Genomic DNA, 22,373 nt, shown 5'->3' on the forward strand with positions numbered 1-22,373 from the left:
TGGCCGTCACTGGGCATAGGTGCTTGTGACGGCGCTTGCCCGATAGGCATCGCCATCGGAGCGAAGTACCAGGCTTGTCGCAGTTCCGCGGCGCAATTCGACAGCCTCCGTACTGCCGAGTTCGCCCTCGCCGTTGCGAATGACGAAGTCGAGCGTCATCGGAGCCTGAAGTGCCACCGAAGCGGTTTTCAAGGGACCGACGCCTTCGAGAGCGACGGCTTCCGCCTCGGGCACGTAAACCTCAACCCCGTCAAGGTCTGTCAGATTGTAAAAGACAAGATCGGCATTGGCGGGCGAGTCGGTGATCTCGTCGCTCATGAGCTCACCCTGGTCACCGGCAGCAACATACGTGTAGTGCGCGTTAGCGCCCGGTTGCACTGAAATCGTGCGCCCCGCGATGCGCAGCTCGACCTCGCCGGGCGAGACTTCGTAATAGCGCGTGAGACCGGCTTCGCCGGCCTCGGCCGCGTTGCCGTCGATCTCCGTCTCCGTTCCGGCATCGGTCAGGATCCGCAGGTACGATGCGTCTGGAGCCGACGGTTCGGGATAGAGCGCGTCGTCCTGCGCCATGGCGGTTCCGCCCAGGGCCGCGACTACGGCCAAAGTTGCGAGCAGTCTATTCAACGGTGCGGTCATCCTTCAGTCTCCTCTGTCGAGCATACGGCCACGGCGGCGGCGTCGGCGACGCTGCGGTCGAAGCGGATGCGGATTTCGCTCAGGTCCTCCTGCCAGAAGGGGCGGACCGACTGGTAGAATCGTTCGGTGGGATCCGCGCGAACCGGGCGATTGATCGAAGTCCCATGGGACAACCCGGCCTCGTCGACGAAGGTAATCTCGACGCTTCGCGCGCGCGCGCCGCCGGTCGTCACCCGTATGAAGTCGCGTGCGCCGGGAACGTTCCCCGAGAGCGAAGCAGTGAAACGCACGTCACCGTCACGGCTGGTCGGCAGCGGCCGGCAGTCGTCCCACGCCGAGGCAATCAGTTCCTCGAGCGGCTGTCCGCCGAATTCACCGAGATTGTTGTAGATCGGGTTCTCCCAAACCAGAAAAGCCGGCGGGTTTTCGTGAAACTCTTCCGACAGCAGGTAGGCGCTGATGGCGCCGTACTGGTTGCCGCCGGCAATCGAGTAATTGGCGTAATCCAGACCGGTCGCCTGGCCAATGAAACCGGCAAAGTTGGGTTCCTTCAGGTCCGACATCGAAGTCCCGGTAATCGCTATGACCGGACCGCCGGACTCCTTGGCGAAAATCCCGCCGGAGGCGCTGCGTTTTTCCGGTGAGGTCGTGAACATGACGGTTCGGGCTTCCGGAACCGACTTCCGGCAATAGCCCTGGATAATGCGGCGCAACTGCGAAGGCAGCGTTTTCCAGCCGACGCGCTCGGTCACATATTCCAGGGACGGGAAATCGCCGAAATCGGGGTGCTTCCGGATCAGGTCGCCAACCGCGTCGGCAACAGCCCGGGCTCCTGTCGAAGTCCAATGGAAGTCGGTGGGAATGAATGCCGGCTCCTCGCCTTCAACCTCCTGCAGCACTGTCTGCGCGTCCACCGTCGTCACGCCGGCCTCCCGGAGGCGCTCGACGAAGTCGACATAGGTCCTGCGCGCAATTTCCGGATCGTGACCCCATGCGGCCGCGGATTCCGGCAGGTGTTCGGGCATCGCCTGGCTCTTGGTCGGAACCGGAACGTAGATCAGGGTAACCCCGCGCGCCTCCAGCGCACGTGACAGCTGGCCCACGAGGTCGGCGGTTTGCTCCGAGAGCGGATGGTTCATGCGCATGTCGTGCTCGAGCCGGAAGAACACGCCGTCCCGGCCCTCCACGACCGCCGGCTCGGCGAGATGAAGATTGTGGCAGTCATAAGCGGAACCGGCGTCGGAAGGGCCGGATCCTTCCTGCGCCGCAACCGTCGTTGCCGGTATTGCTGCGAGCAAGACCGACGCCGCAAGCCCGATCGATAACCTCATTGCTCTGCCTCCGTTTGTTGGTTGGTTGCCTCGGCAATGGCGTTCTTCTCCTCTTCGGTCGGCTCGACGGCCTCGCCCAGCGCAAACAGACCGGGACGCTGGTCGAGCATGCGCTGCAGATTGCTGGCAGCCGTGCGCAAACCCAGGTCGTCCGCTTCCATGACCGTCGCCAGCAGCGCGGCGACGCGGGCCTTGTCGACCTCCTCGCCCGCGTTGCCTGACAGCGCGTTCAGCGCCAGTTGCATGGCCGCGTTGGGATCGCCGGCAGCCGCGAGATCGACACGGAACTGCCGGACCCGGTCGGGCTGGAATCCGAACGGGTGCCCGGTGGAATACAACTTCAGCAGACCGTCGGCTGCGTCCCGATCGCCGGACATCGCCAGCGCCCGCAAAGAGTTCTCAAGATGCGTCAGGCGCCGTTCGGAGAACTCCACGTCCCGGCGTTCGAGGATCTTCAGGAGCGGTCCCACGGCATAGTCACGGCCCGTATAGGCCGCGGAGGCATAGTAGAGCGCAGCGGCCGAAAGAACGTCCGGATCGCCGAGTTCGACCAGTCTGTTTGCGTAGCGGAAGGCGGCCAGGCCGTCGCCATGATCGGCCAGGGCGCGCATTTGGTCATAACTGATCCGCTGTCCCGCCAGCATGCGCTTGCGGGCACGCTGCAACTCCCAGGTGGGCAGATCACGCGTTCTGGTGATGCGCTTGTCGAGAACCGGCACGATGAGGCTCTGCTGTGGCAATGGAAGTTCGGCGAACCGGTTCGGGCCGGCGAGGCCCGGCACCGTCCAACCGGCGGCGATGAGCGCTAACGCAACGGTGAATACACGGAATTCAGGCATCGATGCCTCCGGGATCTGGAGAGGTGAGGGGGTCTGGATCGGGCCAGATATTGGGGTCGGCGAGATAGCGGACCGGAAATTCCCACAGGATGCGGTCCGGTGCCGCTCCCCCGGCAGCAAGTTCCTCCAGGAAGTCCGCCATCGGGCGCAGGGGGCCCTGACCTTCCTGGGCGAGATTGAGGACGTCGCGCTCCAGACTGAGCTTGAGCGCCGGCACGAAGCTCCACCGGTCGTCGGCGCTATAGCTGGTTCCGACAAGAACCGTATCGAAGTTCGTGGTGTCCGCCGCGAAAATCCCGCCCTTCGGTCCGTCGGCAAGTTCGGCGACGAAGGGCGCTACACGCTCCGGTCCCAGCCCGATCGTCGGCGCAAGGCTTTCGGAGGTGACAAAGGTGACGAGGTCTCCCAGGCGCTCCTCGGGAACGGCCGGCCGCGCGACGAACCTGTCGGTTCCCTCTTCGATAAGGCCCGAAGCGGCGACGGCCGCAGCAACGGCGGAGGCGCCGGCGGGCGTCCAGTGGGTATCGCGCGCCAGAAAGATCTGGCCGTTGCGCGCTTCTTTGCGCAGCGCCGGGCGCGTGTCGACGCTCGCCACCCCGGCGCGGGCAAGCGCTTCGCGGAAGCGCTGATACTGCTCCTCCATGGCCGGCCCGGCATAGGCGGGCGCGCCGCGGTCGCGGTAAATGTCCGCCTTGGCGGGAACCGGTATGACGACAAGGTCGGTGCCGTCTGAGGCAAGCTCCGCACGTGCCGCGGCGGCCCAGGATGCGACCCGGTCGATCTCGGCCTGCTCGGCCGCCACCATCTCCTCGTCCGTGAACAGCCAGCCGTCGTCACCGACCGTGACGCCGGCCCTGCCTTCACCCAGCGCCAGATAGCGTCCGGCACCCAGCCAGGCGATGGCGGGCTTCCGGTGCGGGATGGCGCGGCTGTACAGGTCGCTGAAGCTTGCGGCGGCTTCACCGGTAATCAGGTCGCCGGAAACATCCTTCAGCCGGTCGAGATTGCCACCGAAGACCGCAAGGTTCAGGTAGAGCGCATAGGCGAGGAACCCGACCGGAAGCAAAAAGCGGAAATATCTCAGAAATCTCTGCATCTTACGGTCCCCTAGAACTGGAAATAGAGAAACGGAGAAAAGCTCTGCTCGGCGAGGCGGAGCGCCGCGAGAAGGGCGAGGCCGCCGACCAGCACGGTGGGAACGACGGTGTCGAGCACGCCCACAGGACCATCGGGCGCGGGCGTCAGCCGGGTACCGGCGAAGCGCCTGATCGTCGGCGTGAGGGCGGCAACCGCAATCGCCAGCACCAGGGCCATCAGGCTCTCCGCCGGCAACGCGAGCGCCGTCTGCGGCGCCAGGGCAACGTCGTTCAGCCCTGCCATGCCGGCAAACACGCCGACGGCGGTTGCAACGTCCGGCGCCCGGAAGACCACCCAGCCGGCGAGGACGATCAGCAGCGTGCGAACGAGCGCGCCGATCCCCAGGTCCCTTGCCGCAAATCCCGTCGCCCGCTCGTAAGCGAGCCACAGGCCATGCCAGAAGCCCCAGATGACGAACGTCCAGGCTGCGCCGTGCCAGAGGCCGCCGAGCACCATGACCGCCATCAGGTTCACGTAGGTCCGGCGCCGGCTGACCCGGTTGCCGCCAAGCGGGATATAGAGATAGTCGCGCAGCCAGACCGACAAGCTGATATGCCAGCGCCGCCAGAACTCGGTGATCGAGCGCGAAATATAAGGTGCGTCGAAATTCTCCTGGAATCGGAAGCCGAGCATCATTCCGAGCCCGATTGCCATGTCCGAATAGCCGGAGAAGTCGAAATAGAGCTGCAGCGCATAGGCGACGGCGCCGAGCCAGGCAAGCGCCATCGACGGATCGGGCGACGTAAAGGCGAGGTCGGCGATCGGCGCGACCGCGTCGGCCAGCAGCACCTTTTTGGCAAGGCCGACGAAGAACCGCATCGTGCCGGCCGTAAACATGTCCGCGGAATGGGTGCGATGCTGGAACTGCGGCGCAAGATCCTTGTAGCGCAGGATCGGACCGGCGATGAGCTGCGGGAACAGCGCGATGAAAGCGGCGAAGTCGATCAGGCGGACATCACCCGGCGCGTCGCCCCGATAGGTGTCGACGAGATAGCTGATCGACTGAAAGATATAGAACGAGATGCCGATCGGCAGCAGTATGCGCCAGTGGACGCCAAGACCTGCGGCATCGGTGCCCAGCACCGCAGCGAAGCTGTCGACGAAAAAGTCGAGATACTTGAAGGCGCCCAGTACCGACAGGCAGCCCGCCACCCCGATCCCGGTCCACAGACGAGGGCGGCGGCCGGCACGGATAAGGCGGCCCGTCAGCCACGTCCAGAGCGTCGTGAGGACGAGCAGTGCAAGAAAATCGACCCGCCACCAAGCATAGAAGGCATAGGATCCGAGCAGCAATATGAGCGAACGCCAGCGCTCCGGCGTCAGATAGTAAAGCGCCAGGAAGGCCGGCAGAAACAGGAACAGGAAGGCTTCGGAGGAAAAGACCATCAGTCACTCCCGCTTTCCTTGCATGCGGCGACCGCACGCAGGACACCATCGCTCGGCAGCGTCGGAACGGACCGGATCGCCACGTTTTCGACCATCAGGTGGGCGCCGGCCTCCTTGCGTGCCTGACGCAGGAGGCGCGGCGTGTGCGGAGCCAGCTCGCCGGCGACGATGCGCGGCAATTGCGCGCTCAGATCGTTGCCGGCCAGATGCAGCCTCGTTGTCGAGGCAGTGCGGATCCCGGAGCGGTTGCGGGCAAGCGCATTGTCGGCGATCAGCGCCGTGGTGCCGTCGAGCTGACGGGCGAGGGAAATGCCGGCGCCGCCGTTGCCGGTGACGGCATTGCCGGCGATGATCAGGCTGCCGACCTCCGACGCTGCGATCCCGTCGCCGCCGTTGTCGCGAATGAGATTGCCGGCCACGGCAACACATGCTGCCCCTTGTGCCAGCTCGAGCCCTTTGCCTGACGATGCGGATATGACGTTGTCCCTCAATACGACCGCCATCGCGCTGTCGTCGATCCGGACGCCGTGTTCACGGGCGGACACGATGGCATTCGAACGGATCGTCACGTCACGCGAGGGACCGGCGAGACGTAGCGCGTGGCTGCCCCTGCCACCGTCGAACAGATTGCGCACGACGCGAACCCGGTTGGTGGTCTTGAGGCTCAGCGCCACCCCGCGTGAATCCACGAAGCTGTTTTCGTCGATGTGCAGACCATCGGCGCCGCGAACGGTAACGCCGTGCAGGTCGGTGAAGGTGTTGCCTGTCAGTTCCGAAGCGCCGCGAGGCTGGAATATTCCGCCGGTCGCGATCGACAGTCCGGCCATCGCCGTGGCCCCTTCAAAGCCGAGGCCGGTGAGCCGGCTGCCGCGCATGACGACGCGCCCGGAAGCCGCGATGGCGACGAACGGACGGAAAACGTCCGGCCCGCTTCCGGTGGCGGTGATCGCCGCTCCTTCGGCGACCAGGTCCCCGAATGACAGCACGAACGCGCCGTGACGGCCATCGAGCAACAGTTCATCACCTGGCCCGAGGCTCAGGGTCGCGCCGCGCAGTACGATGACCGGCGAACGCACCTCGACCCCCTCTTCAGAGCGGGTGACGACCTCTTCCATCACGGTATCGCGCGTGAGGTCGAACAGCGTTTCCGGCGTCACCTTGCCGGACCTCACGTAGATCGCCCCCACACCCTCCGCGGGCTGCGCGGAAAGGACGGTTTCGTGGCCAGCCGGTCCGCTGCTCAAGGTGAGCTGGGTAAGGGCAAGCCGGACGTCGGAGGCCTGCAGCACAGGATCGGCACTGCGCGCGGGCGTGCCCGCAGCAGCAGCGGAGGCCGGTTCCGCTTCTTCGGAACGGACCAGCGGCGCCGGCGTACCGAGACCGTAGCTTGACAGGATCTCGGCACGTTCCCGCATGAGCGGGGCGACTTTGCCGGCGTCGCCGGCCTCGGCGGCCAGCGGAACCGCAAAAAGCAGCCCCGCGAGTGACCACCGGGTCAGACGGTGCGCCAGACCCGGCCGCGACTGAATCCTTGCGCTAGAAACCATCATGTCATGCAGCCGAGGTTGTCTGATGTCTTGCGGCCCGAGCCACTTCCGGTTCGGAACCTGTCTTGCGAAGCGGCTGCGCCGTCTTTCGCCGGGCAGGTTTCTTCCGGTTCTCGGTTATTGCGACGGCGACGAGCACGAGATCCTCGTCCCCGACGCTGGCCAGGCGCGCAAGCTGACGCGGTTGCACAAGGAAAATCTCACCCGGTCTTGCCGTCGTGAGTGTCTCCCCAACCTTCGCCCGAGCCACCCCGGAGGCGACGGTGACCACGGTGCCGCCTTCACGGCCGTCGACTTCGCCGACGCGGCCCGGAGGCAGGCAGAGGCGTCGGATCCCGGTGTCGTGGCCCGCGGAATGTGCATGGGTTTCAGCTTCGCTGCGGGCGTGCTTCTGGAGCCAGGCAACCGCCTGTTTGACCTGCTGTGCGCTCTTGTGGCTGGTGACCAGCACCGCGTCGGGCGTATCGACGACGATGACGTCGTCCATTCCCACCACGGCCACCAGCCTGTCCTGTGCGCGGATCAGCGAGTTGTGCGTGTCGACCGCCAGAACTTCACCGGACTGCACATTGCCGTCTGCCGTCTTCTCGCCAATGCTGTGCACGGCCGTCCAGGCGCCGACATCGTTCCAGGAAATGTCGGCCTCGGCAGCGGCCATTGCGCTGCTTCGCTCGAAGATCGCGCTTTCCGTTGGTGCGTTCAGCGCCCCCGAGAATGCACTTTCTTCCAGAAGCACACGGTCGGGACCTTCGCTCCCGCCGTCAAGCGCCCGGCGGACCGTCGCCAGCGTGTCGGGTTGATAGCGTTCGAACTCCTCGATGATCCGCTCGGCCCGCATCATCGAGATGCCCGAAGCCCAGCACGAAAGTCCGTCGACCAGAAGCTGCGCCGCGCGCTCCCGGTCCGGCTTTTCGACGAAGGCGGCCACCCGGTTCAGACCGGGACAGCTATCGATCAGCGTACCCCTGGTGATGTAGCCGAAGCCGGTTTCCGGATAACGGGCGGTGACGCCCAGGGTGACGATCCAGCCTTCAAGCGCACCACGCAGCATCTGCTCGGTGGTCTGGTTGAGACTGCCCGAGATGACGTGATCGGAGGGCAGTACGAGCATGACCGCGTCGGGGTCGTTGCGCAGGAGATCGAGCGCCGCGGCCAGAACGGCCGGACCGGTATTGCGGCCGACGGGCTCACCGATCAATCGTGCCGCGCAGCCGATATCCTCCGTCTGTTGTTTCAGCAGCGGGAGCTGGGCCTCAGCCCCGACGATGGTCGGTTCGTGAAATATCTCCGAGCGGTGGCGTTCGACCGTCGCCTGCAGAAAGCTGGGGCCGTCGACCCCGTTTGCCGGCTGAAACTGCTTGGGTTGAAGACGTCGCGACATCGGCCAGAGGCGCGAGCCCATTCCTCCTGACAAGATAACTGGATAAATGCGTTGCATCGTATTCACTCCTGGGTATCGCAGAACAAGCGGTCGATTTCCGAACGCTGTTGCTATTCGAGCAAGGCAGTGCGGGCGCTCTCGACCTGGCCAAACAGATCGTCGAGCGTTACCAGCGGTTCGCGAACGATGCGAAGATCGACATAACGGCCGCTCAGCTCGCTCGGTAAGGAAACCTCGGGGATCAGCGTCACCGGAACCTGGGTGTCGTATTGCCGCGGTGCCGATGCTGCAGGCTGCTGATCGGCGAGGCGGGCAAACACGGTCTCACCGCCGGGAAGCTGCACCTGTGCGCCGCCGCTGACCTGTAGATCGAGCAGGGTTTCAGAAGGCACGGAGGCTTCGATGACCAGTGGTGCATCCGCCTCGGCGAGCCGCAGCAGGGGCTCGCCGGCGAGAACCGTGGCACCCTCGGGAACCGTGGGCTGCGCGGCGCAGTCACAGGGCATTCCGACGGAAAGGGTTTCCCCGCTGACGGAGGCGATCGAGTAGGCCACCTCGCCAACGGCGGCATCAGAATCGATATAGGTAACCTGGCCGTCGGCAATGGCTCGCAGAGTTTGCCCGGCAGGCCCGACGAGGCCCGGGCTGTCCAGGTCTGTCACATACAGCCGTTGCTGGACGAGCATGCCGGCCGTCGCGACCAGCGCGACCGCCAGAGCGACAACCATCAGACCACCGACGAAGCTGCGCATCCGGGCGCCAATTCCCCGGCGTTTGCTGGTCTCTCCCTTGGCACCTGGCCCGGTCAGGGCACCTGTGCGGATCACGGAACCCACCGACGCCAGGTCGCCGGCTATCCACGCATTGATCAGGTGGCGCAGCTGGGGCAGGTGTTCGCCGGCGGGCTCGACGAAGCGCAGTGTCAGCTCGCGCTCGGAGACGCGCAGGATACGCGCGACGGGATGCAGCGTGACTTCGAACCCCTGGAAGGCAAAGGCCAGGCGCACCGGTCGAACCTGCTCCCCGAGCCCCGGATCGGCAAGGCCGACCGCACGCGCCTCCACGACGGAAAGGCCGGCACCCTGGTATCGCCGACCGTCGATGAACACCGAGAACGGTATATCGACGAGCGGATGCTGATCAGCGTAGAGGCCGGAATCCTCGGGTTGGACCGTCGCCTTCTGCTTTGACTCGGCGCTGCTGTTCGCGTGCTGAGATCCTGTCATGCAATAATTCCTCCGGTCATAGGACGCCCGTTGCCAGCGTCACGCCGAGCGTGAGCCAGCCGAGGGCCAGGACGTGAATGAAGGTTGAAGTGGCTGCGCGCAGCCGCTGGCCGACTGCAAGAGGCGCCGTTCCGGTATCCGCGCTCTGCCGGGTCCATTTCTGCCGGTCCTGGCGGAAAAGAACGTAGCTTTTGACAGCAGCGCCAACGATCTGGCTGAAGTAGAGAAGCGGGACGTAGACAATCGGAAATCCGCCGCCGCGAAACGCCGAGAGCGCAGCGCAGAACAGGTAGCGGGTGAACATCACCCAAGCCAGATACGCCGGCAACGCAATCGGGTCGATGAACAGCGTGGCAATCAGCACCGCGATCGGCCCGGCAAGCGTCGTCCAGATCGACAGACGCTGGTCGAGGATCGACCACCAGGTAAACATCCCGATCCGCGCAGGTCCCAGTGACAGTGCACGGCCATTGGTCCGCAGCATGTTTCCGAACCAGCGGCGCATGAGCGCCACGGCGCTGTCGACAAAGCCGGGCCGCGGCTGCGTTTCCATCGAGAGGGAACGCACGTCCGGCACATAACTCATCCGATAACCGCGCGCGAGCAGCCAGAACCAGGTGGACTTGTCGTCGCCGGTCAGAAAGTTCACATGGCCCAGCCGCCAATGCTCGATGTAGTCGTGCTGGACCTGACGCACGAAGTCCGGATTGGTTGCAAGGTCCGCCCGGAAGACGCTCAGACGGCCGGTCAACGTGAGAACCCGGCCGCCGAGCGCCATGGACGACATCATCATCTGTCGCTGCATGAAACGCAGCGCGAACCAGGAACGGAAGAGCCAGCCTCTCGGAATCTCGGCCGCTTCGTCCGTCGTCAGCGCGCCGACGCGCCGGTCGGTGAAAAAGGGTGCCGTGCGGGTAATCAGATCCGGGGGCACGCAACTGTCGCCATCGACAAAGACCAAAACGTCGCGGGCGCTCGGCGCTTCTCGCGCGATCAGCCGGAGGGCACGTGCCATGGCGTCGCGCTTGCCCGTCCCGGGGATCTGGTCGATCAAAAGCCTCAGGTGCGGATGTCTGCGGCGGGCCCGGGCGAAAAGCGAGCCGATGGCCCGCACGTCGGCGCCGTCGACGACCGAGGCGACAACCGTGGCACCGCCGGGGGAGCGAGCTGCCGCCTCGATGATCGAGCGGTATACCCGCGCAGTCGTGCTGGCTTCGATCTTATAGGTGGTGACCATGAAGAACGCATGGGCGGGGACCGGGCGGCGCGCATAGTCGCGTTCCGCCGAACGGCGCAGGCGCGGGAAGCGCCAGCGCGTATAGTACAGCGCCCGCAGGAAGTTGAGCATCGCCCAGCTGTAGCGCCACATGCCGATCGCACCGAGCACCAGGAGGAAGCTGCCGATCTCTCCCAGTCCTTTGGCATTGATCCCGACCGCCAACACCGCAAGCGCGGCAAGATAGATGAGATGTCCCAGCATGGTCTGGCTCACCAGCAAATGCCCTGATAGGTGCCGTTCGAGACAAGATTGGCGTCAAGGCGGGCAAGGTCGATGACCGGACGTTCAGCCGCCGCCGCCTTCAGGGCCTCGGTTGCTTCGGCATAGCGATTGCCGATGAGGAGCACGTCCGATTGATCGATCAACTCGTCGATGCTGGGGATCATGCACCCCCTCAGGTCAGGTCCGTCGCCGTTGCCGCGCCCGATCCCGCCATTGCCGTTGCTGAGAGCCTTGGCAACGAACGGATCGTAGACCCGCACTTCGCCGCCGGCCTCGATCAGGCGCGCGGCAAGCGCGGCGAGCGGGCTCTCGCGCAGATCGTCCGTTCCCGCCTTGAAGCTGACACCGACGAAGCCGATGCGCTGCTTGCCTGAATCGCGAACCATCTGCTCGGCCCGCTCGATCTGCGCCGCGTTGGCCTGAAGAACCGCATCCAGCACCGGCGAACCGACGCCGAGCTCGCTGGCCAGGCAGCGCAGGGCGCGCACATCCTTGGGCAGGCAAGAGCCGCCGAAAGCGAAACCCGGACGCAGGAAAGCCGGAGACATCGCGACTTTGCCGTCGCTGCACAGGACGCGCATCACCTCCTGGCCATCAAGGCCGGAAGCCTTGGCTATGTTGCCGATTTCGTTGGCAAACGTGATCTTGAGCGCACGCCAGGCGTTGGAGGTGTATTTGATCATCTCCGCCGTGCCGATATCGACCCTGTTCACCTGGCAGGGAAATCCGGCGTTGAGCTCGCCAAGAAAGTCTCCCGTCGCCTCGTCGAGGGCCCCGAAGACGACGAGGCCCGGGTCGTCGTAATCGGCGATAGCCGTGCCTTCGCGCAAAAATTCAGGGAAATAGCCGACGCCGAATTCAGATCCGGCCCTCAGCCCGGAGGCAACCTCCAGGGTCGGCACACAGACCTCTTTCATCGTGCCGGGGACGATGGTCGAGCGCACGATTACACCATGGCGATCGCGCTTGTCGGCGATCGCCCGGCCGATGTGTTCGCAAGCGGCAATGACATGCGCCAGTCCGACGGAGCCATCCGGATCGCTCGGGGTGCCGACGCAGACGAACGAGGCTTCGGTCGAAGCAACCGCCCCGACGGCGTCGGTCGTGGCAGAGAGGCGGCCGGAGGCGACGCCGTCGGCCACCAGTTCATCGATGCCGTCCTCGACGACGGTCGAGCGGCCGGCATTCAACGCCTCGACTTTTCCGGGATCTATGTCGACGGCAACGACCTCATGTCCGTCACGTGCGAGACAGGCCGCCGAAACCACACCGACATAGCCTATTCCGAAAACGCTTATCTTTGCCATTGAGTATGTCCCTTTTACCGATTGACCGCGAAACGCCGAAGACCGGCGAGGCGGTAAAACCTTATGAACCTGCACACGGGCCGCCTTCGGCGAAATGCAGAAAAGATGTTTGATTGCAATATCTTCGCACAGGATGCCTGCGTTCTTCAGGACGCAGGACGCTCTATTATTTTTTGTGCTGCAGGCCAAACCGACCCGACACTCAGATAACCTAGAGAGCGGGAAGGGGCTCGTGCAGTCGGGAAGGCGGAGCCGATTTGAATGAATGATCCCGACGTGGTTTCCGCACGTCCCGACAGGCGTCGGGAAGAAGCCCGACACAATGATGGCAGAGAGGTGACGAGACCCGGATGTTTCCGGCAGAATGACGACCCGGGACCGATCGGGCGGGGGGAAGAACCGATTACGGAAGGAATTAACCGCGCCACGGCTTCAGGCCCGTCGATTGCGCCAATTGTGCGCGTGTCGAGGCATCCGCGATCGCCCGGGCACTGCCCCCGGGAACCTGAGGTGTCCCTTCTACGGTGGGGCCGACAGAGTGCGTTGGTTCAATTGGCTGTGTATGGAACCGGCCAGATTTCCTGTTCGGATGATCCAGCGTCAGATAAACAATGGAGCCCCTGCGTCACCTATGTTCTCATTGCGAGGCATGTCGGAACGGTCTCGCGGATTCAGATGCCCCGACAGGTCGGGAGGCATCTGAGCAGAACCCGCCTACCGCTCGCGCAGCGCATGCGCGATCTGGTCGGTGATTGGCTTGACCAGATAGCTCAGGACCGTGCGGTCACCCGTCCTCATGAATGTCTCCACCGGCATGCCCGGAACCAGGACGTGATCTCCGAGCTTGCCGAGTTCCGCATCGTCGATGGCAAGCCGGGCGACATAATAGCTGGTGCCGGTGCGCTCGTCCTGGCTGAGGTCCGGTGAAAGCGTCAGCAGTTTCGCGTTGAGCTCCGGCGTCGTGCGCTGATCGAAACTCGGGAACCGCACCCGGGCTCCCTGGCCGGGGGCCATCTGGTCGATATCCACCGGCCGGACCTGGGCTTCGACGATCAGCTGGTCTTCGCGCGGCACGATGGCCATGACCGTTTCGCCCGGCGCGATCACGCCGCCGATCGTGTGGACGGAAAGCTGGTGCACGTATCCGTCGCGGGGCGCGAGAATATCGACCCGCGTCAACTCGTCCTCGGCGGCAATCTTCTGTTCTTCCAGCTGTGCGATGCGCGAGCGCACTTCCTGAAGCCGCTCCAGAACTTCCGCGCGGTAGGTTTCCTCGATCTGCAGGATCTGGATCTTGCGTTCGCTGATCGCCTCCAGCGTCCGGGCGATCTGGGCGATCAGATCGCCGTATTCGCCCTCCAGCCGCGCCATCTCGCGGCGCAGCGCCGTGACCCGGCTCTTGGACACCAGCTGCTTGTCGAGAAGCCCGCCGAGATCGGCCAATTCCTCTTTGATCAGTTCGATTTCGGTCTCCTTGGCCCGAACCTGCGCCTCCAGACCCTCCGTCTGCTTGTTGAACTGGCGGATCTGCTCTTCCAGCTGGTTCTTGCGCCCTTCCTTGGAATTCAGGCGGGCCTCCAGAAGAAGCTGCTGGCTGCGTTCGATATCGCCCAGTTGGCCGCGCCGCTCTTCCGGCCATTCGATGCGGCGAAGATCGTCGCGCTCCGCTTCCAGGCGCAATTGCTGCGCCGTCAGGTCGGTCAGCTGCTTGGTGACAACGGCGAGGTTGGCGCGCGTGACCGTGTCGTCCAGGCTGATCAGGAGCTCCCCGGCCTTGACCGTGTCGCCGTTCTTCACCCGGATTTCATGGACGATGCCGCCCTCCCGGTGCTGGACCTGCTTGACGTTGCTCTCCACGACCACCGTGCCGGCGGAGACGACCGCGCCGGAGATTTCCGTGAACGTCGCCCAGCCGCCGACGCCGCCGACCACGAGGACCGCCAGAAACAGCGCGAACAGAAGATGGTTGCGCACGGTCTTGCGCAGGCCGTCATCCGCGCTATCCGCTGACGGTCTTGCCTGCAGGGGATCCTGGGGATTGGAAGTCTTGCCTGGCATCTTCATCTTCCCGCTCATGCCCCGACGCTCCGGCGCGGCACCGCCTGCACCACCTGTTTGAGAACTTCGTCCTTGGGCCCGAAGCCGACCATCTTGCCGTCCCTCAGGCAGAGGATCTTGTCGACTGTGCCGATCGCGCTGGGGCGATGGGCGATCACGATCACGACGGAGCCCCGTTCCCGCATCGCGCGCACGGCATTGGCAAGCGCGCCTTCGCCTTCCGCGTCGAGGTTCGAGTTGGGCTCGTCCAGCACGACGAGGAACGGATTGCCGAACAGGGCCCTGGCAAGGGCGACGCGCTGGCGCTGGCCGGCCGAAAGCGCGCGGCCGCTCCGGCCGATCACCGTATTGTATCCTTCCGGCAAACCGACGATCAGGTCATGCACATCCGCCAGCCGGGCGGCTTCGATGATCATCTCGGACGAGGCGTCGGCACGGAACCTGGCGATGTTTTCCGCGATCGTCCCGTCGAAAAGCTGCAGGTCCTGGGGAAGATAGCCGATGAACTCTCCCCGCCTTGCGCTCGTCCATTGTCCGAGCTCCGCGCCGTCATAGCGGATCACGCCCCTCAGGGCGGGGGCGGCGCCGACGATCGCCCGGGCAAGGGTCGATTTCCCCGAACCGGACGGGCCGATGATCCCCAGGCCGTCTCCCGCCTGGAGCTCCATGGAGACGTTGTGAACGTAAGGCGCGGCCTCGCCGAACGGCCCGCAGAACACCTGCTCCAGGGTGATCCTGCCGACCGGAAGCGGCAGGTCCATCTTTTCCGGCTCGGCTTCGGCGGCCGCAGTCACGTCGCGCAAGCGGCTCAGCGCCTGTCTGCTTGCCACGAAGCCGCGCCACTGCGCGACCGCCTGTTCGATCGGCGCCAGCGCCCGGGAGGTCATGATGGAAGCTGCAATCATCACGCCGGGGCTGATTTCCTGCTGAATGGCGAGCCACGCTCCGACGCCAAGGATGGCGGACTGGAGCACGAAGCGGATGGTCTTGATGGCGGTTCCGAACAGGCCGGTCACGTCGGACGCGCTCCGCTGGGTGGCGAGATAGTCGCCGTTGCGGGCATCCCACCTGGAGCTCAGGGCCGCCTGCATCCCCATGGCCGTCACGACCTCGGAATTGCGCTGACCCATTTCGACGTCGGCAGCCCGCCTGCCGGCCTGTCCGGCCGCTTCCTCTGCGGGTTCGCGGGACATCATCTCGTTCAGTCCGATCAGCACCGAGATGATGACGGCACCGCCGAGGCCGACGAGGCCGAGAAGCGGGTGGAACAGGAACACGATGCCGAGATAGAGCGGCAGCCAGGGAATGTCGAAGATCGCGGCCGGACCGGGCCCGGACAGGAATGTGCGGATCGTATCCAGGTCCTGCACCGGACGCAGGCTCGCGGCCCTGCGTCCGAGCCGCACGGGCAGACTGTTGGAGACCTTGTAGACGATGCCGGAAAGACGGGCATCGACCCGCTGGCCCAGCCTGGACAGGATGCGCGCGCGCGCGCTTCCAGGAATCCGTAAAAGACATAGAGCACCATGGCCAGTGAACCGATGGCCACCAGCGTCGGCACGGAGCCGCTCGCCAGCACCCGGTCATAGACCTGGAGCATGAAGACCGGTCCGGTCAGCATCAGGATGTTGATGACGAAACTGACGGCCGCGACGCCCCAGCAGGCCGTCCGGATGGGACGGAAGGCCATGGCGACCTGGTTGTCCCGGCCGCTGGTCGATCTTGCGCTGCGCTGTCTTGCTCTGGTCATGTGTATCTGGAGCCCGCGATGAATTTTCGGGCTGACTCCTAACCCGCGGCGGCGGACACGCACAATCAACCAGAGCGTCTGATTGCGGTATGCCCCCAGGAAACTGCAGTGGCTGTGGAAGATTGTGCATACACCGCCTGTAACAGGCGGACGGCAAACTAACTTTTCCGGGAGTGATCCATTCATCGCATGCTAGCGTATCGGTGCCGGATGCAAACAGGTGCGGATATGCAGACGGTCATGAGAGCAATTCACAACCCGGACTGTGCGGAGACCGAATTGACGCCTGAAGATCACCTGGTGCTGATCAAGCGTATCGCCGAGAAACGTGATCGGGACGCATTCCAGGCGTTGTTCCTTCATTTCGGCCCGCGTGTGAAGGCTATAATGCAGCAATCGGGCGCGGATCCGGCACTTGCGGAAGATCTCGTGCAGGATGTGATGCTGACGGTCTGGAGCAAGGTGCATCTCTATGCAGCCGAGCGCGGCACGGTCAGCACCTGGATCTACACCATTGCGCGCAACGCGCGTATCGACCGCTTTCGCCGGCGGTCGTCCCGACCCTATCAGGACCTGGACACAATCGAAGTGGCCTCTGAGGAGTGCAACGGCGAGGACGCGCTGTTTGCGAGCCAGCGTGCCGGCCTGGTTGCCCTGGCGCTGGAAGAGTTGCCCGCAGAACAGCGCGAAATAATCGAATCCGCCTTTGTTCGCGACATGAGTCAAACAGAAATAGCGGAAAAGCTGTCCTTGCCCCTTGGCACCGTCAAGTCGCGCATGCGCCTTGCCTATACGAAACTGAAAGCAAAGCTGGAGGGCGTGCAATGACCGTCCTGCATCATCTCGACCGCAACACGCTGCTGCGTTACGCGAGCGGCGATCTCGACGAAGCCTTTGCCGCCATCGCCGCCGCGCATCTGGCCCTGTGCGAAGACTGCCGCCGGGACCTGCGCGCCGTGGAGGAGCTCGGTGGGCATTTTCTGGAACACGGCGATGCCGCAGACCTTTCCGGCGATGCCCTTTCGCGGATCATGGCGCGGATCGATGCGGCGGAAGCGTCCGGTGGAAGCATTCGCCCGAAGCGTCCCCCGGCGCCGGCGGCCCACCAGGAGGTACCTCTTCCCCTGCAGCGCTATATCGGTTCGTCCCTTTCGGAAATTCCCTGGAAGTTTGTGGCGCCCGGTGTGCACCGGCACCGGATCCGGCTTGAGAAGCCGTCAGGTTCGTCATTCTACATGCTCAAGATCGCGTCGGGCATGGCCATGCCGGAACACGGCCATGGCGGCGCGGAGATGACCCTGATCCTCTCCGGTGCCTATCGCGATGCGCTCGGCCGCTTCGGCCCTGGCGACATTGCCGACCTAGATGAGCACGTGGAGCATCAGCCCCGGGTGGAGCCGGGCGCACCCTGCATCTGCATCGTTGCGACGGAGGCGCCGACCCGGTTCAAGGGTCTGCTCAGCCGGCTGATGCAGCGCGTCATCGGGATATGACCCGTGACATCGGGACAAGCACGCTGGAACACGGTCTGGATAACCGGTGCGAGTTCGGGCATCGGCCATGAACTCGCCCGCCTCATGGCCGGCAAGGCCAGGCACATTGCCATATCGGCACGTTCGGAAGACAAGCTGTCGGCTCTCGCGGCGCAAACGCCGACGGCGGCGGCCTATCCACTCGACGTGACCGATGCCGGCGCCGTTGCCGCGTGTGCCGCGAGCATAGAAAGCGATTGCGGGGCCATTGATCTTGCCATCCTCAATGCCGGCGCCTGGTCCATCATGAGTGTCGATGAATTCGACCTCAACCGGGTGCGCGAAGGCGTCGAAGTCAACCTCATGGGCGTGATGAACGCTCTCAATGCTTTGCTGCCGCCCATGCTTGCCCGTGGTAGCGGGCACATCGCCATTGTCGCCTCACTGGCAGGCTATCGCGGTCTGCCGAGATCCCTGGCCTATGGTCCGACGAAGGCGGCCCTGATCAACCTCGCCGAAACCCTTCGTACGGAGCTCGAGCCGCGTGGGATTACAATGTCCATCATCAATCCCGGCTTCGTCGACACGCCGATGACGCGGGGCAACCCCTTCCCGATGCCCGGCCTCATGAGCGCCCGGGACGCGGCCGAACGCATTGTTGCCGGCCTGGAGCGCGGGAAATTCGAAATCGCGTTTCCGTTCGGCTTCGCATGTGTGATGAAGATGCTTGGGCACCTGCCCAACTGGGCATATTTCCGCATGATCAAGATGCTGGTGTGGAAATCCCGGTAAAGCACCGGACCGACCCGGTGCCAGTTGGAGGCAGACAGGCTGTCGGCTCTGAACCTACCCGTTCCCGGCCGCTCGATCCGTCCGCGAACGGCGACCGGGATCGCTGACATAGGTGACGGGCGCCTCCGGTGCAGGCGGGCGCGGCTTGAGGCGCAAGCCTTTCCGCCAGAGACGGGCGGCTTCCAGATATATGCCTGCGGTTACCTTGACGGTCATCCATCCGGTGCGGGCCAGGGCGCGAAGCAGACTGCTGTCCGACAGTTCCTTTCGCTTGCCGTGAAACAACGCCTTGAGCAAGGGACCGTGGACGTCTTTCAGCGTGATACCGACCGTCAGTTCCTCGCCGGGCGGGGTCACGCGGAAACCGTAGGTCCCCTCTGCCGTGTTGAAGGGGGAGACGTAGAGCTCCTTGCGGCAGCTCTGGACAATCAGGTTGCTGCCGTTGGCAGGGCTCACGGGAATGACATAGGTCTTGCGCTCGCCGAAGGTGTTGTTCACTTCATAAACCATCAGGCGGGGATGACCGCCCTCGTCGAACCCGAAATAGACCGTCAGCGGATTGAATGCGTAACCCAGGATCCGGGGATAGCAGAGCATCGCGAACCGGCAGACCTCGCGGCCTGCCGGCGTGACGGCCGCGAGGCGGGCGAGATAGTCGGGCAGGGGCGTTCCATCGCCGTGGTCGCGATCATGAATGCTGAACAGGTTGAAGCGGTTATAGGAAAAAAGTTTCAGCCTTTGACCTAGCTTTTCCAGATCGCCGCAATCGATCAGAACGGCGAACACCCGGTAGCGGAGCTTATGCACGCACGGGCGCATCCGTGTGTGCATGACGGTGCCGTCATATATTGCTGCAGGATGTGTGGTCATTCCGCTGCTTCTATTCTCGGCCGGTTCAGGGCTGCGATCCGTCCGGACTGGTTGTCGACCTGCCATGGACGGCAGGCACCGCCAAGCTGCTCCCCAACCGCGAGCCCGCTTTGAAAGGCATCCTCGTGAAAGCCGTAGCCGAAGTAGCTGCCGCAGAACCAGGTTCGTCGCGCGCCCTGCAGGGTCCACAGGTCATTTTGCGCTGCCATCGCCGCGGCATCGAATACGGGATGATCGTAGAGAAACTCGCCTTCGACCGCCTTGGGGTGAATTGCGTCGTAAGGATTGAGCGTCACGAAAAGATCGGTTCGCGTCTGCAGGTTTTGCAACCGGTTCATCCAGTATGTGACGCAGAGCCCGGTGTCGGCGCCCTTGTTCTTCTTGATGTAGTTCCAGCTCGACCAGAGCCGCTTGCGCCGCGGCATCCAGCGGGAATCGCGGTGAAGAACGGCGCGGTTGCGCTGATAGGAGAAGCTGCCGAGGAGATTGGTCTCAGCCGCGTCCGGCCCTTCGAGCAGCCCGAGCGCCTGATCGGCATGTGTTGCGACGACGACATGATCAAAAGGCCGCAAAGCGCCGCGGTTGTCCGCCACATGGACATAGCCGGGATGGCGAACGATGCGGCTCGCGCCGGTTTCAAGCAGGATTTCGAACCCGCCGTCTTCAACCAACCGGTTTACATAGCTTCGGCTGCCGCCGCGAACGGACCGCCATTGCGGCCTGTTCTGGAACTGCAGCATGCCATGATTGGCATAGAAATCGATGAAGCTGCGCGCGGGAAATTCCAGCATTTCCGACATGGTGGTCGACCAGATCGCGGCCCCCATGGGCAGAATATGGTTTTCGATGAAGGCGGGAGAAAAGCCTTCGCGGTCGAGGAACGTGCCGAGAGCGATTTCCGGAGACGTGGCCGCCGCCCGCTGCTGCGCCGTCCTGAAAAACCGGGAGATATCGTTCAGCAGTTTCCAATGGCTTGTTCGGGCGACGTTCCGGCGCTGTCCGAAAAATCCACCGAGCCCGGACCCGGCATATTCGTAGGCACCGCCGTTGGACGACAACGCGAAGCTCATTTCCGTTTTGTCGGTTTCGACGCCGAGATGGGCGAACAGGGCAACGAGATTGGGATAGTTGCGCTCGTTGTAGACGATGAAGCCCGTATCCACCCCGACATTGCCTTCCGGCGTGGCCACATCGATCGTGTTGGCGTGGCCGCCCAGATGAGCGCCGGCTTCGTATAAGGTCACCTTGTGGTTTTTCGACAGCATCCAGGCAGCCGACAAGCCCGCAATACCGGAGCCGATAACCGCGATTTTCAAAGGATTCATTGTATAACCCGCGTTGCGTTTGATCCGAATTACGCAGGCGGCGGGTTAGCGGATCACTCCCGGCAACGTTCCTCGGCCAGTCCGGTCGAAACACAGCAGTGATCCGAAGCCCTGTGGCAGGCGTATTTGAAGTCGATAAACACGGCAGGAGTGATCATGGCGAAGTACCTGATTGCATACGGCACCACGGCGTTCGTGTTCCTGGTGATCGATTTGATCTGGTTGTCCAAGGTGGCCAAGCAATTCTACCAGGACCAGCTGGGCGACATACTGCTGGAATCACCGCGGGTCCCGGCTGCCATTGCCTTTTACGTCGTTTACATTGCAGGCATCGTCTTTTTCGCTGTCGCACCCGCGCTACGCTCGGATTCGATCGTCATCGCACTCCTCCACGGCGCCCTGTTCGGCTTCTTCGCCTATGCCACCTACGACCTGACGAACTACGCGACGTTGAAAAACTGGCCGCTTGTGGTGTCAGTCGCCGATATCGCCTGGGGAACTTTCCTGACCGGCATCTCCGCCGCAGCCGGCTTTTGGGTCGCGCGGCTGCTTACGCAAACGGGCTAAGACACGGTGGATTCGTTGCGGCAGCGAGCTATTGCAGGCGTCGACTCGCTTGCATGGAGGGGCTCAGATCATCTCCTGTATTCGAAAGATCGGGAAAGGCTTCCTTTGTCACGATTCACCGGGACAATGAACCCGCATTGATGCGGCGATGCAACCCAGAGGGCAGCATCACAGGGCTTTCCGGTCCAGAATCGCCGGCGCTGTCACGGAGTTGCGCTCCACCAGAGGGCACTCCACCTTGATATGTCCGGGACCTGCCTGACGTCCGTTGGCGTTGTCGAGCAGCAATTCGAAAGCGATTTCACCCATTTCGTAATGCGGCAGAACCAGTGTCGAGAGGGGAGGATGCATGCTTTCGGAAATTTCGCGGTTGTCGAAGCCGATGACCGCGATGTCTTCGGGAACCCGCAGCCCCCGCTCTTTCAGCGCATCATAGCACCCGAGCGCCATCAGATCGTTGGCACAGAAGATTGCATCGGGGGGATTGTCGAGATCCAGAAGGGCGTGGGTGTGTTGGTATCCCGACAACGGTTCCCAGTTGCCGGGCTTCACAAGGGCACTGTCGAAAGGGATGTCATTGCTCGAAAGCGCCTGCCGGTACCCCTTGAGCCGGTCGCGTGAGGCATCCACGCCCTGCTGGCCGTTGATAAGTCCGATGCGGCGGTAGCCGGCCTGGATCAGGTGGTCCGTCGCAGTGCGCCCGCCCAGAACGTCGCCGGGCAGGACCGAGGGCAAGGCCCGGTCACCGTCATAGCAGTTCAGAAGGATGGTGTGCCGGTCTTCCAATGCGGGCACGAGGTCAACGCGCCGCGTCAGGATCGTTCCGTAGATAAAACCCAGCAGGGGCAGGCGGCTCATCTGGCTGACGATCATCTGCTCGGTGTCCCGGTCTCCATGGCTGACCGCGAGACTGACGTGAATGCCGAATTCATAGGCTTTATCCCTGGCGCCCTCGAACGCGAGCGCCATCCAGGGATCGGTGGTGATCTCGTCGGCGATGAACACGACGTTCGATCGGTCTTCGGGCACTGCCCTGGATCCGCGGCGAACGAGCGTGTACCCGAGCTCCCGGGCCGCATCATGGACCCGCTTCTTCGTCGCGTCGCTCAGCTTGGCACCGGGGCTGCCGTTCAGGACGAGAGAAACCGTTGCCTGCGAAACGCCGGCCATGGCCGCAACATCCATCATGGTTGGACGTCTATCTATGCTGAGCCGGCGTTTTTTCGTCATCTTCTTTCTGATTTCCTC

The 22,373-nt window shown here is 63.8% G+C and carries 20 protein-coding genes; 5 read left to right on the forward strand and 15 right to left on the reverse strand.

Annotation, left to right across the window (positions count from 1 at the left end; translation table 11 throughout):
• Positions 1–6 precede the first annotated feature (6 nt).
• The 12 genes from ON753_RS02825 to ON753_RS02880 form a co-directional block, all read right to left on the reverse strand.
• Complete coding sequence (locus ON753_RS02825; RefSeq protein WP_265961042.1) at positions 7–636, reverse strand: alginate O-acetyltransferase AlgF; 630 nt, start codon at positions 634–636, stop codon at positions 7–9.
• Positions 633–1,967, reverse strand: coding sequence for an alginate O-acetyltransferase AlgX-related protein (locus ON753_RS02830; protein WP_265961043.1), 1,335 nt, complete (start codon positions 1,965–1,967; stop codon positions 633–635). The genes ON753_RS02825 and ON753_RS02830 overlap by 4 nt, the downstream gene beginning before the upstream one ends.
• Positions 1,964–2,806 (reverse strand): hypothetical protein, encoded by an 843-nt coding sequence (locus ON753_RS02835; protein ID WP_265961044.1) that lies wholly within the window; start codon positions 2,804–2,806, stop codon positions 1,964–1,966. The genes ON753_RS02830 and ON753_RS02835 overlap by 4 nt, the downstream gene beginning before the upstream one ends.
• Entirely contained in the window at positions 2,799–3,902 is a 1,104-nt protein-coding gene (locus ON753_RS02840) for an alginate O-acetyltransferase AlgX-related protein (protein WP_265961045.1), read from the reverse strand. Before ON753_RS02840 ends, ON753_RS02835 begins: the two co-directional genes overlap by 8 nt.
• Before the next feature lie 11 nt (positions 3,903–3,913).
• Positions 3,914–5,329: an MBOAT family O-acyltransferase gene (locus ON753_RS02845; RefSeq protein ID WP_265961046.1), complete on the reverse strand. Its 1,416-nt coding sequence runs from the start codon at positions 5,327–5,329 to the stop codon at positions 3,914–3,916.
• Complete coding sequence (locus tag ON753_RS02850; protein WP_265961047.1) at positions 5,329–6,879, reverse strand: right-handed parallel beta-helix repeat-containing protein; 1,551 nt, start codon at positions 6,877–6,879, stop codon at positions 5,329–5,331. The genes ON753_RS02845 and ON753_RS02850 overlap by 1 nt, the downstream gene beginning before the upstream one ends.
• 1 nt (position 6,880) lies before the next feature.
• Positions 6,881–8,314: a mannose-1-phosphate guanylyltransferase gene (locus ON753_RS02855; protein ID WP_265961048.1), complete on the reverse strand. Its 1,434-nt coding sequence runs from the start codon at positions 8,312–8,314 to the stop codon at positions 6,881–6,883.
• A gap of 53 nt (positions 8,315–8,367) precedes the next feature.
• Complete coding sequence (locus ON753_RS02860) at positions 8,368–9,483, reverse strand: hypothetical protein (RefSeq protein WP_265961049.1); 1,116 nt, start codon at positions 9,481–9,483, stop codon at positions 8,368–8,370.
• A gap of 16 nt (positions 9,484–9,499) precedes the next feature.
• Positions 9,500–10,963, reverse strand: coding sequence for a glycosyltransferase (locus ON753_RS02865; RefSeq protein ID WP_265961050.1), 1,464 nt, complete (start codon positions 10,961–10,963; stop codon positions 9,500–9,502).
• 8 nt (positions 10,964–10,971) lie between these two features.
• Complete coding sequence (locus tag ON753_RS02870; RefSeq protein WP_265961051.1) at positions 10,972–12,291, reverse strand: nucleotide sugar dehydrogenase; 1,320 nt, start codon at positions 12,289–12,291, stop codon at positions 10,972–10,974.
• Between the two features lie 714 nt (positions 12,292–13,005).
• The gene (locus ON753_RS02875; protein ID WP_265961052.1) at positions 13,006–14,367 is read right to left on the reverse strand and encodes an HlyD family type I secretion periplasmic adaptor subunit; all 1,362 of its coding nucleotides are present in this window, start codon (positions 14,365–14,367) and stop codon (positions 13,006–13,008) included.
• Complete coding sequence (locus tag ON753_RS02880) at positions 14,364–15,854, reverse strand: type I secretion system permease/ATPase (RefSeq protein WP_323054675.1); 1,491 nt, start codon at positions 15,852–15,854, stop codon at positions 14,364–14,366. The genes ON753_RS02875 and ON753_RS02880 overlap by 4 nt, the downstream gene beginning before the upstream one ends.
• Positions 15,855–15,980: 126 nt before the next feature.
• Here ON753_RS02880 and ON753_RS02885 point away from each other — a divergent pair, with 126 nt between their 5' ends.
• The 4 genes from ON753_RS02885 to ON753_RS02900 all read left to right on the forward strand — a co-directional run bounded on the left by ON753_RS02885 (position 15,981) and on the right by ON753_RS02900 (position 18,363).
• The gene (locus ON753_RS02885) at positions 15,981–16,121 is read left to right on the forward strand and encodes a hypothetical protein (RefSeq protein WP_265961053.1); all 141 of its coding nucleotides are present in this window, start codon (positions 15,981–15,983) and stop codon (positions 16,119–16,121) included.
• Positions 16,122–16,339: 218 nt separating this feature from the next.
• Positions 16,340–16,927 (forward strand): sigma-70 family RNA polymerase sigma factor, encoded by a 588-nt coding sequence (locus ON753_RS02890; protein WP_265961054.1) that lies wholly within the window; start codon positions 16,340–16,342, stop codon positions 16,925–16,927.
• Complete coding sequence (locus ON753_RS02895) at positions 16,924–17,592, forward strand: ChrR family anti-sigma-E factor (RefSeq protein WP_265961055.1); 669 nt, start codon at positions 16,924–16,926, stop codon at positions 17,590–17,592. Before ON753_RS02890 ends, ON753_RS02895 begins: the two co-directional genes overlap by 4 nt.
• 3 nt (positions 17,593–17,595) lie before the next feature.
• Positions 17,596–18,363: an SDR family NAD(P)-dependent oxidoreductase gene (locus ON753_RS02900; protein WP_265961056.1), complete on the forward strand. Its 768-nt coding sequence runs from the start codon at positions 17,596–17,598 to the stop codon at positions 18,361–18,363.
• Between the two features lie 54 nt (positions 18,364–18,417).
• Here the strand turns inward: ON753_RS02900 and ON753_RS02905 are convergent, their stop codons facing one another.
• Positions 18,418–19,233, reverse strand: coding sequence for a DUF1365 domain-containing protein (locus tag ON753_RS02905; RefSeq protein ID WP_265961057.1), 816 nt, complete (start codon positions 19,231–19,233; stop codon positions 18,418–18,420).
• Positions 19,230–20,558 (reverse strand): NAD(P)/FAD-dependent oxidoreductase, encoded by a 1,329-nt coding sequence (locus ON753_RS02910; RefSeq protein ID WP_265961058.1) that lies wholly within the window; start codon positions 20,556–20,558, stop codon positions 19,230–19,232. The genes ON753_RS02905 and ON753_RS02910 overlap by 4 nt, the downstream gene beginning before the upstream one ends.
• 156 nt (positions 20,559–20,714) lie before the next feature.
• Here ON753_RS02910 and ON753_RS02915 point away from each other — a divergent pair, with 156 nt between their 5' ends.
• Complete coding sequence (locus tag ON753_RS02915) at positions 20,715–21,125, forward strand: DUF2177 family protein (RefSeq protein WP_265961059.1); 411 nt, start codon at positions 20,715–20,717, stop codon at positions 21,123–21,125.
• A gap of 168 nt (positions 21,126–21,293) precedes the next feature.
• Here the strand turns inward: ON753_RS02915 and ON753_RS02920 are convergent, their stop codons facing one another.
• Positions 21,294–22,313 carry a LacI family DNA-binding transcriptional regulator gene (locus ON753_RS02920; protein WP_265961060.1) on the reverse strand — a complete coding sequence of 340 codons (1,020 nt, stop codon included), beginning with the start codon at positions 22,311–22,313 and terminating at the stop codon, positions 21,294–21,296.
• Between the last annotated feature and the right edge of the window lie 60 nt (positions 22,314–22,373).

Origin of the sequence: Roseibium salinum (assembly GCF_026240905.1) — a bacterium.
Lineage (GTDB): Bacteria > Pseudomonadota > Alphaproteobacteria > Rhizobiales > Stappiaceae > Roseibium > Roseibium salinum.

What these genes read in the sequence shown, in the direction of transcription:
- ON753_RS02850 (WP_265961047.1), bottom strand. Translation starts at nt 6,879, where the DNA reads ATGATGGTTTCTAGCGCAAGGATTCAGTCGCGGCCGGGTCTGGCGCAC.
- ON753_RS02825 (WP_265961042.1), bottom strand. Translation starts at nt 636, where the DNA reads ATGACCGCACCGTTGAATAGACTGCTCGCAACTTTGGCCGTAGTCGCG.
- ON753_RS02830 (WP_265961043.1), bottom strand. Translation starts at nt 1,967, where the DNA reads ATGAGGTTATCGATCGGGCTTGCGGCGTCGGTCTTGCTCGCAGCAATA.
- ON753_RS02860 (WP_265961049.1), bottom strand. Translation starts at nt 9,483, where the DNA reads ATGACAGGATCTCAGCACGCGAACAGCAGCGCCGAGTCAAAGCAGAAG.
- ON753_RS02875 (WP_265961052.1), bottom strand. Translation starts at nt 14,367, where the DNA reads ATGAGCGGGAAGATGAAGATGCCAGGCAAGACTTCCAATCCCCAGGAT.
- ON753_RS02895 (WP_265961055.1), top strand. Translation starts at nt 16,924, where the DNA reads ATGACCGTCCTGCATCATCTCGACCGCAACACGCTGCTGCGTTACGCG.
- ON753_RS02835 (WP_265961044.1), bottom strand. Translation starts at nt 2,806, where the DNA reads ATGCCTGAATTCCGTGTATTCACCGTTGCGTTAGCGCTCATCGCCGCC.
- ON753_RS02845 (WP_265961046.1), bottom strand. Translation starts at nt 5,329, where the DNA reads ATGGTCTTTTCCTCCGAAGCCTTCCTGTTCCTGTTTCTGCCGGCCTTC.
- ON753_RS02855 (WP_265961048.1), bottom strand. Translation starts at nt 8,314, where the DNA reads ATGCAACGCATTTATCCAGTTATCTTGTCAGGAGGAATGGGCTCGCGC.
- ON753_RS02865 (WP_265961050.1), bottom strand. Translation starts at nt 10,963, where the DNA reads ATGCTGGGACATCTCATCTATCTTGCCGCGCTTGCGGTGTTGGCGGTC.
- ON753_RS02885 (WP_265961053.1), top strand. Translation starts at nt 15,981, where the DNA reads ATGACGAAACTGACGGCCGCGACGCCCCAGCAGGCCGTCCGGATGGGA.
- ON753_RS02920 (WP_265961060.1), bottom strand. Translation starts at nt 22,313, where the DNA reads ATGATGGATGTTGCGGCCATGGCCGGCGTTTCGCAGGCAACGGTTTCT.
- ON753_RS02905 (WP_265961057.1), bottom strand. Translation starts at nt 19,233, where the DNA reads ATGACCACACATCCTGCAGCAATATATGACGGCACCGTCATGCACACA.
- ON753_RS02910 (WP_265961058.1), bottom strand. Translation starts at nt 20,558, where the DNA reads ATGAATCCTTTGAAAATCGCGGTTATCGGCTCCGGTATTGCGGGCTTG.
- ON753_RS02840 (WP_265961045.1), bottom strand. Translation starts at nt 3,902, where the DNA reads ATGCAGAGATTTCTGAGATATTTCCGCTTTTTGCTTCCGGTCGGGTTC.
- ON753_RS02915 (WP_265961059.1), top strand. Translation starts at nt 20,715, where the DNA reads ATGGCGAAGTACCTGATTGCATACGGCACCACGGCGTTCGTGTTCCTG.
- ON753_RS02890 (WP_265961054.1), top strand. Translation starts at nt 16,340, where the DNA reads ATGAGAGCAATTCACAACCCGGACTGTGCGGAGACCGAATTGACGCCT.
- ON753_RS02870 (WP_265961051.1), bottom strand. Translation starts at nt 12,291, where the DNA reads ATGGCAAAGATAAGCGTTTTCGGAATAGGCTATGTCGGTGTGGTTTCG.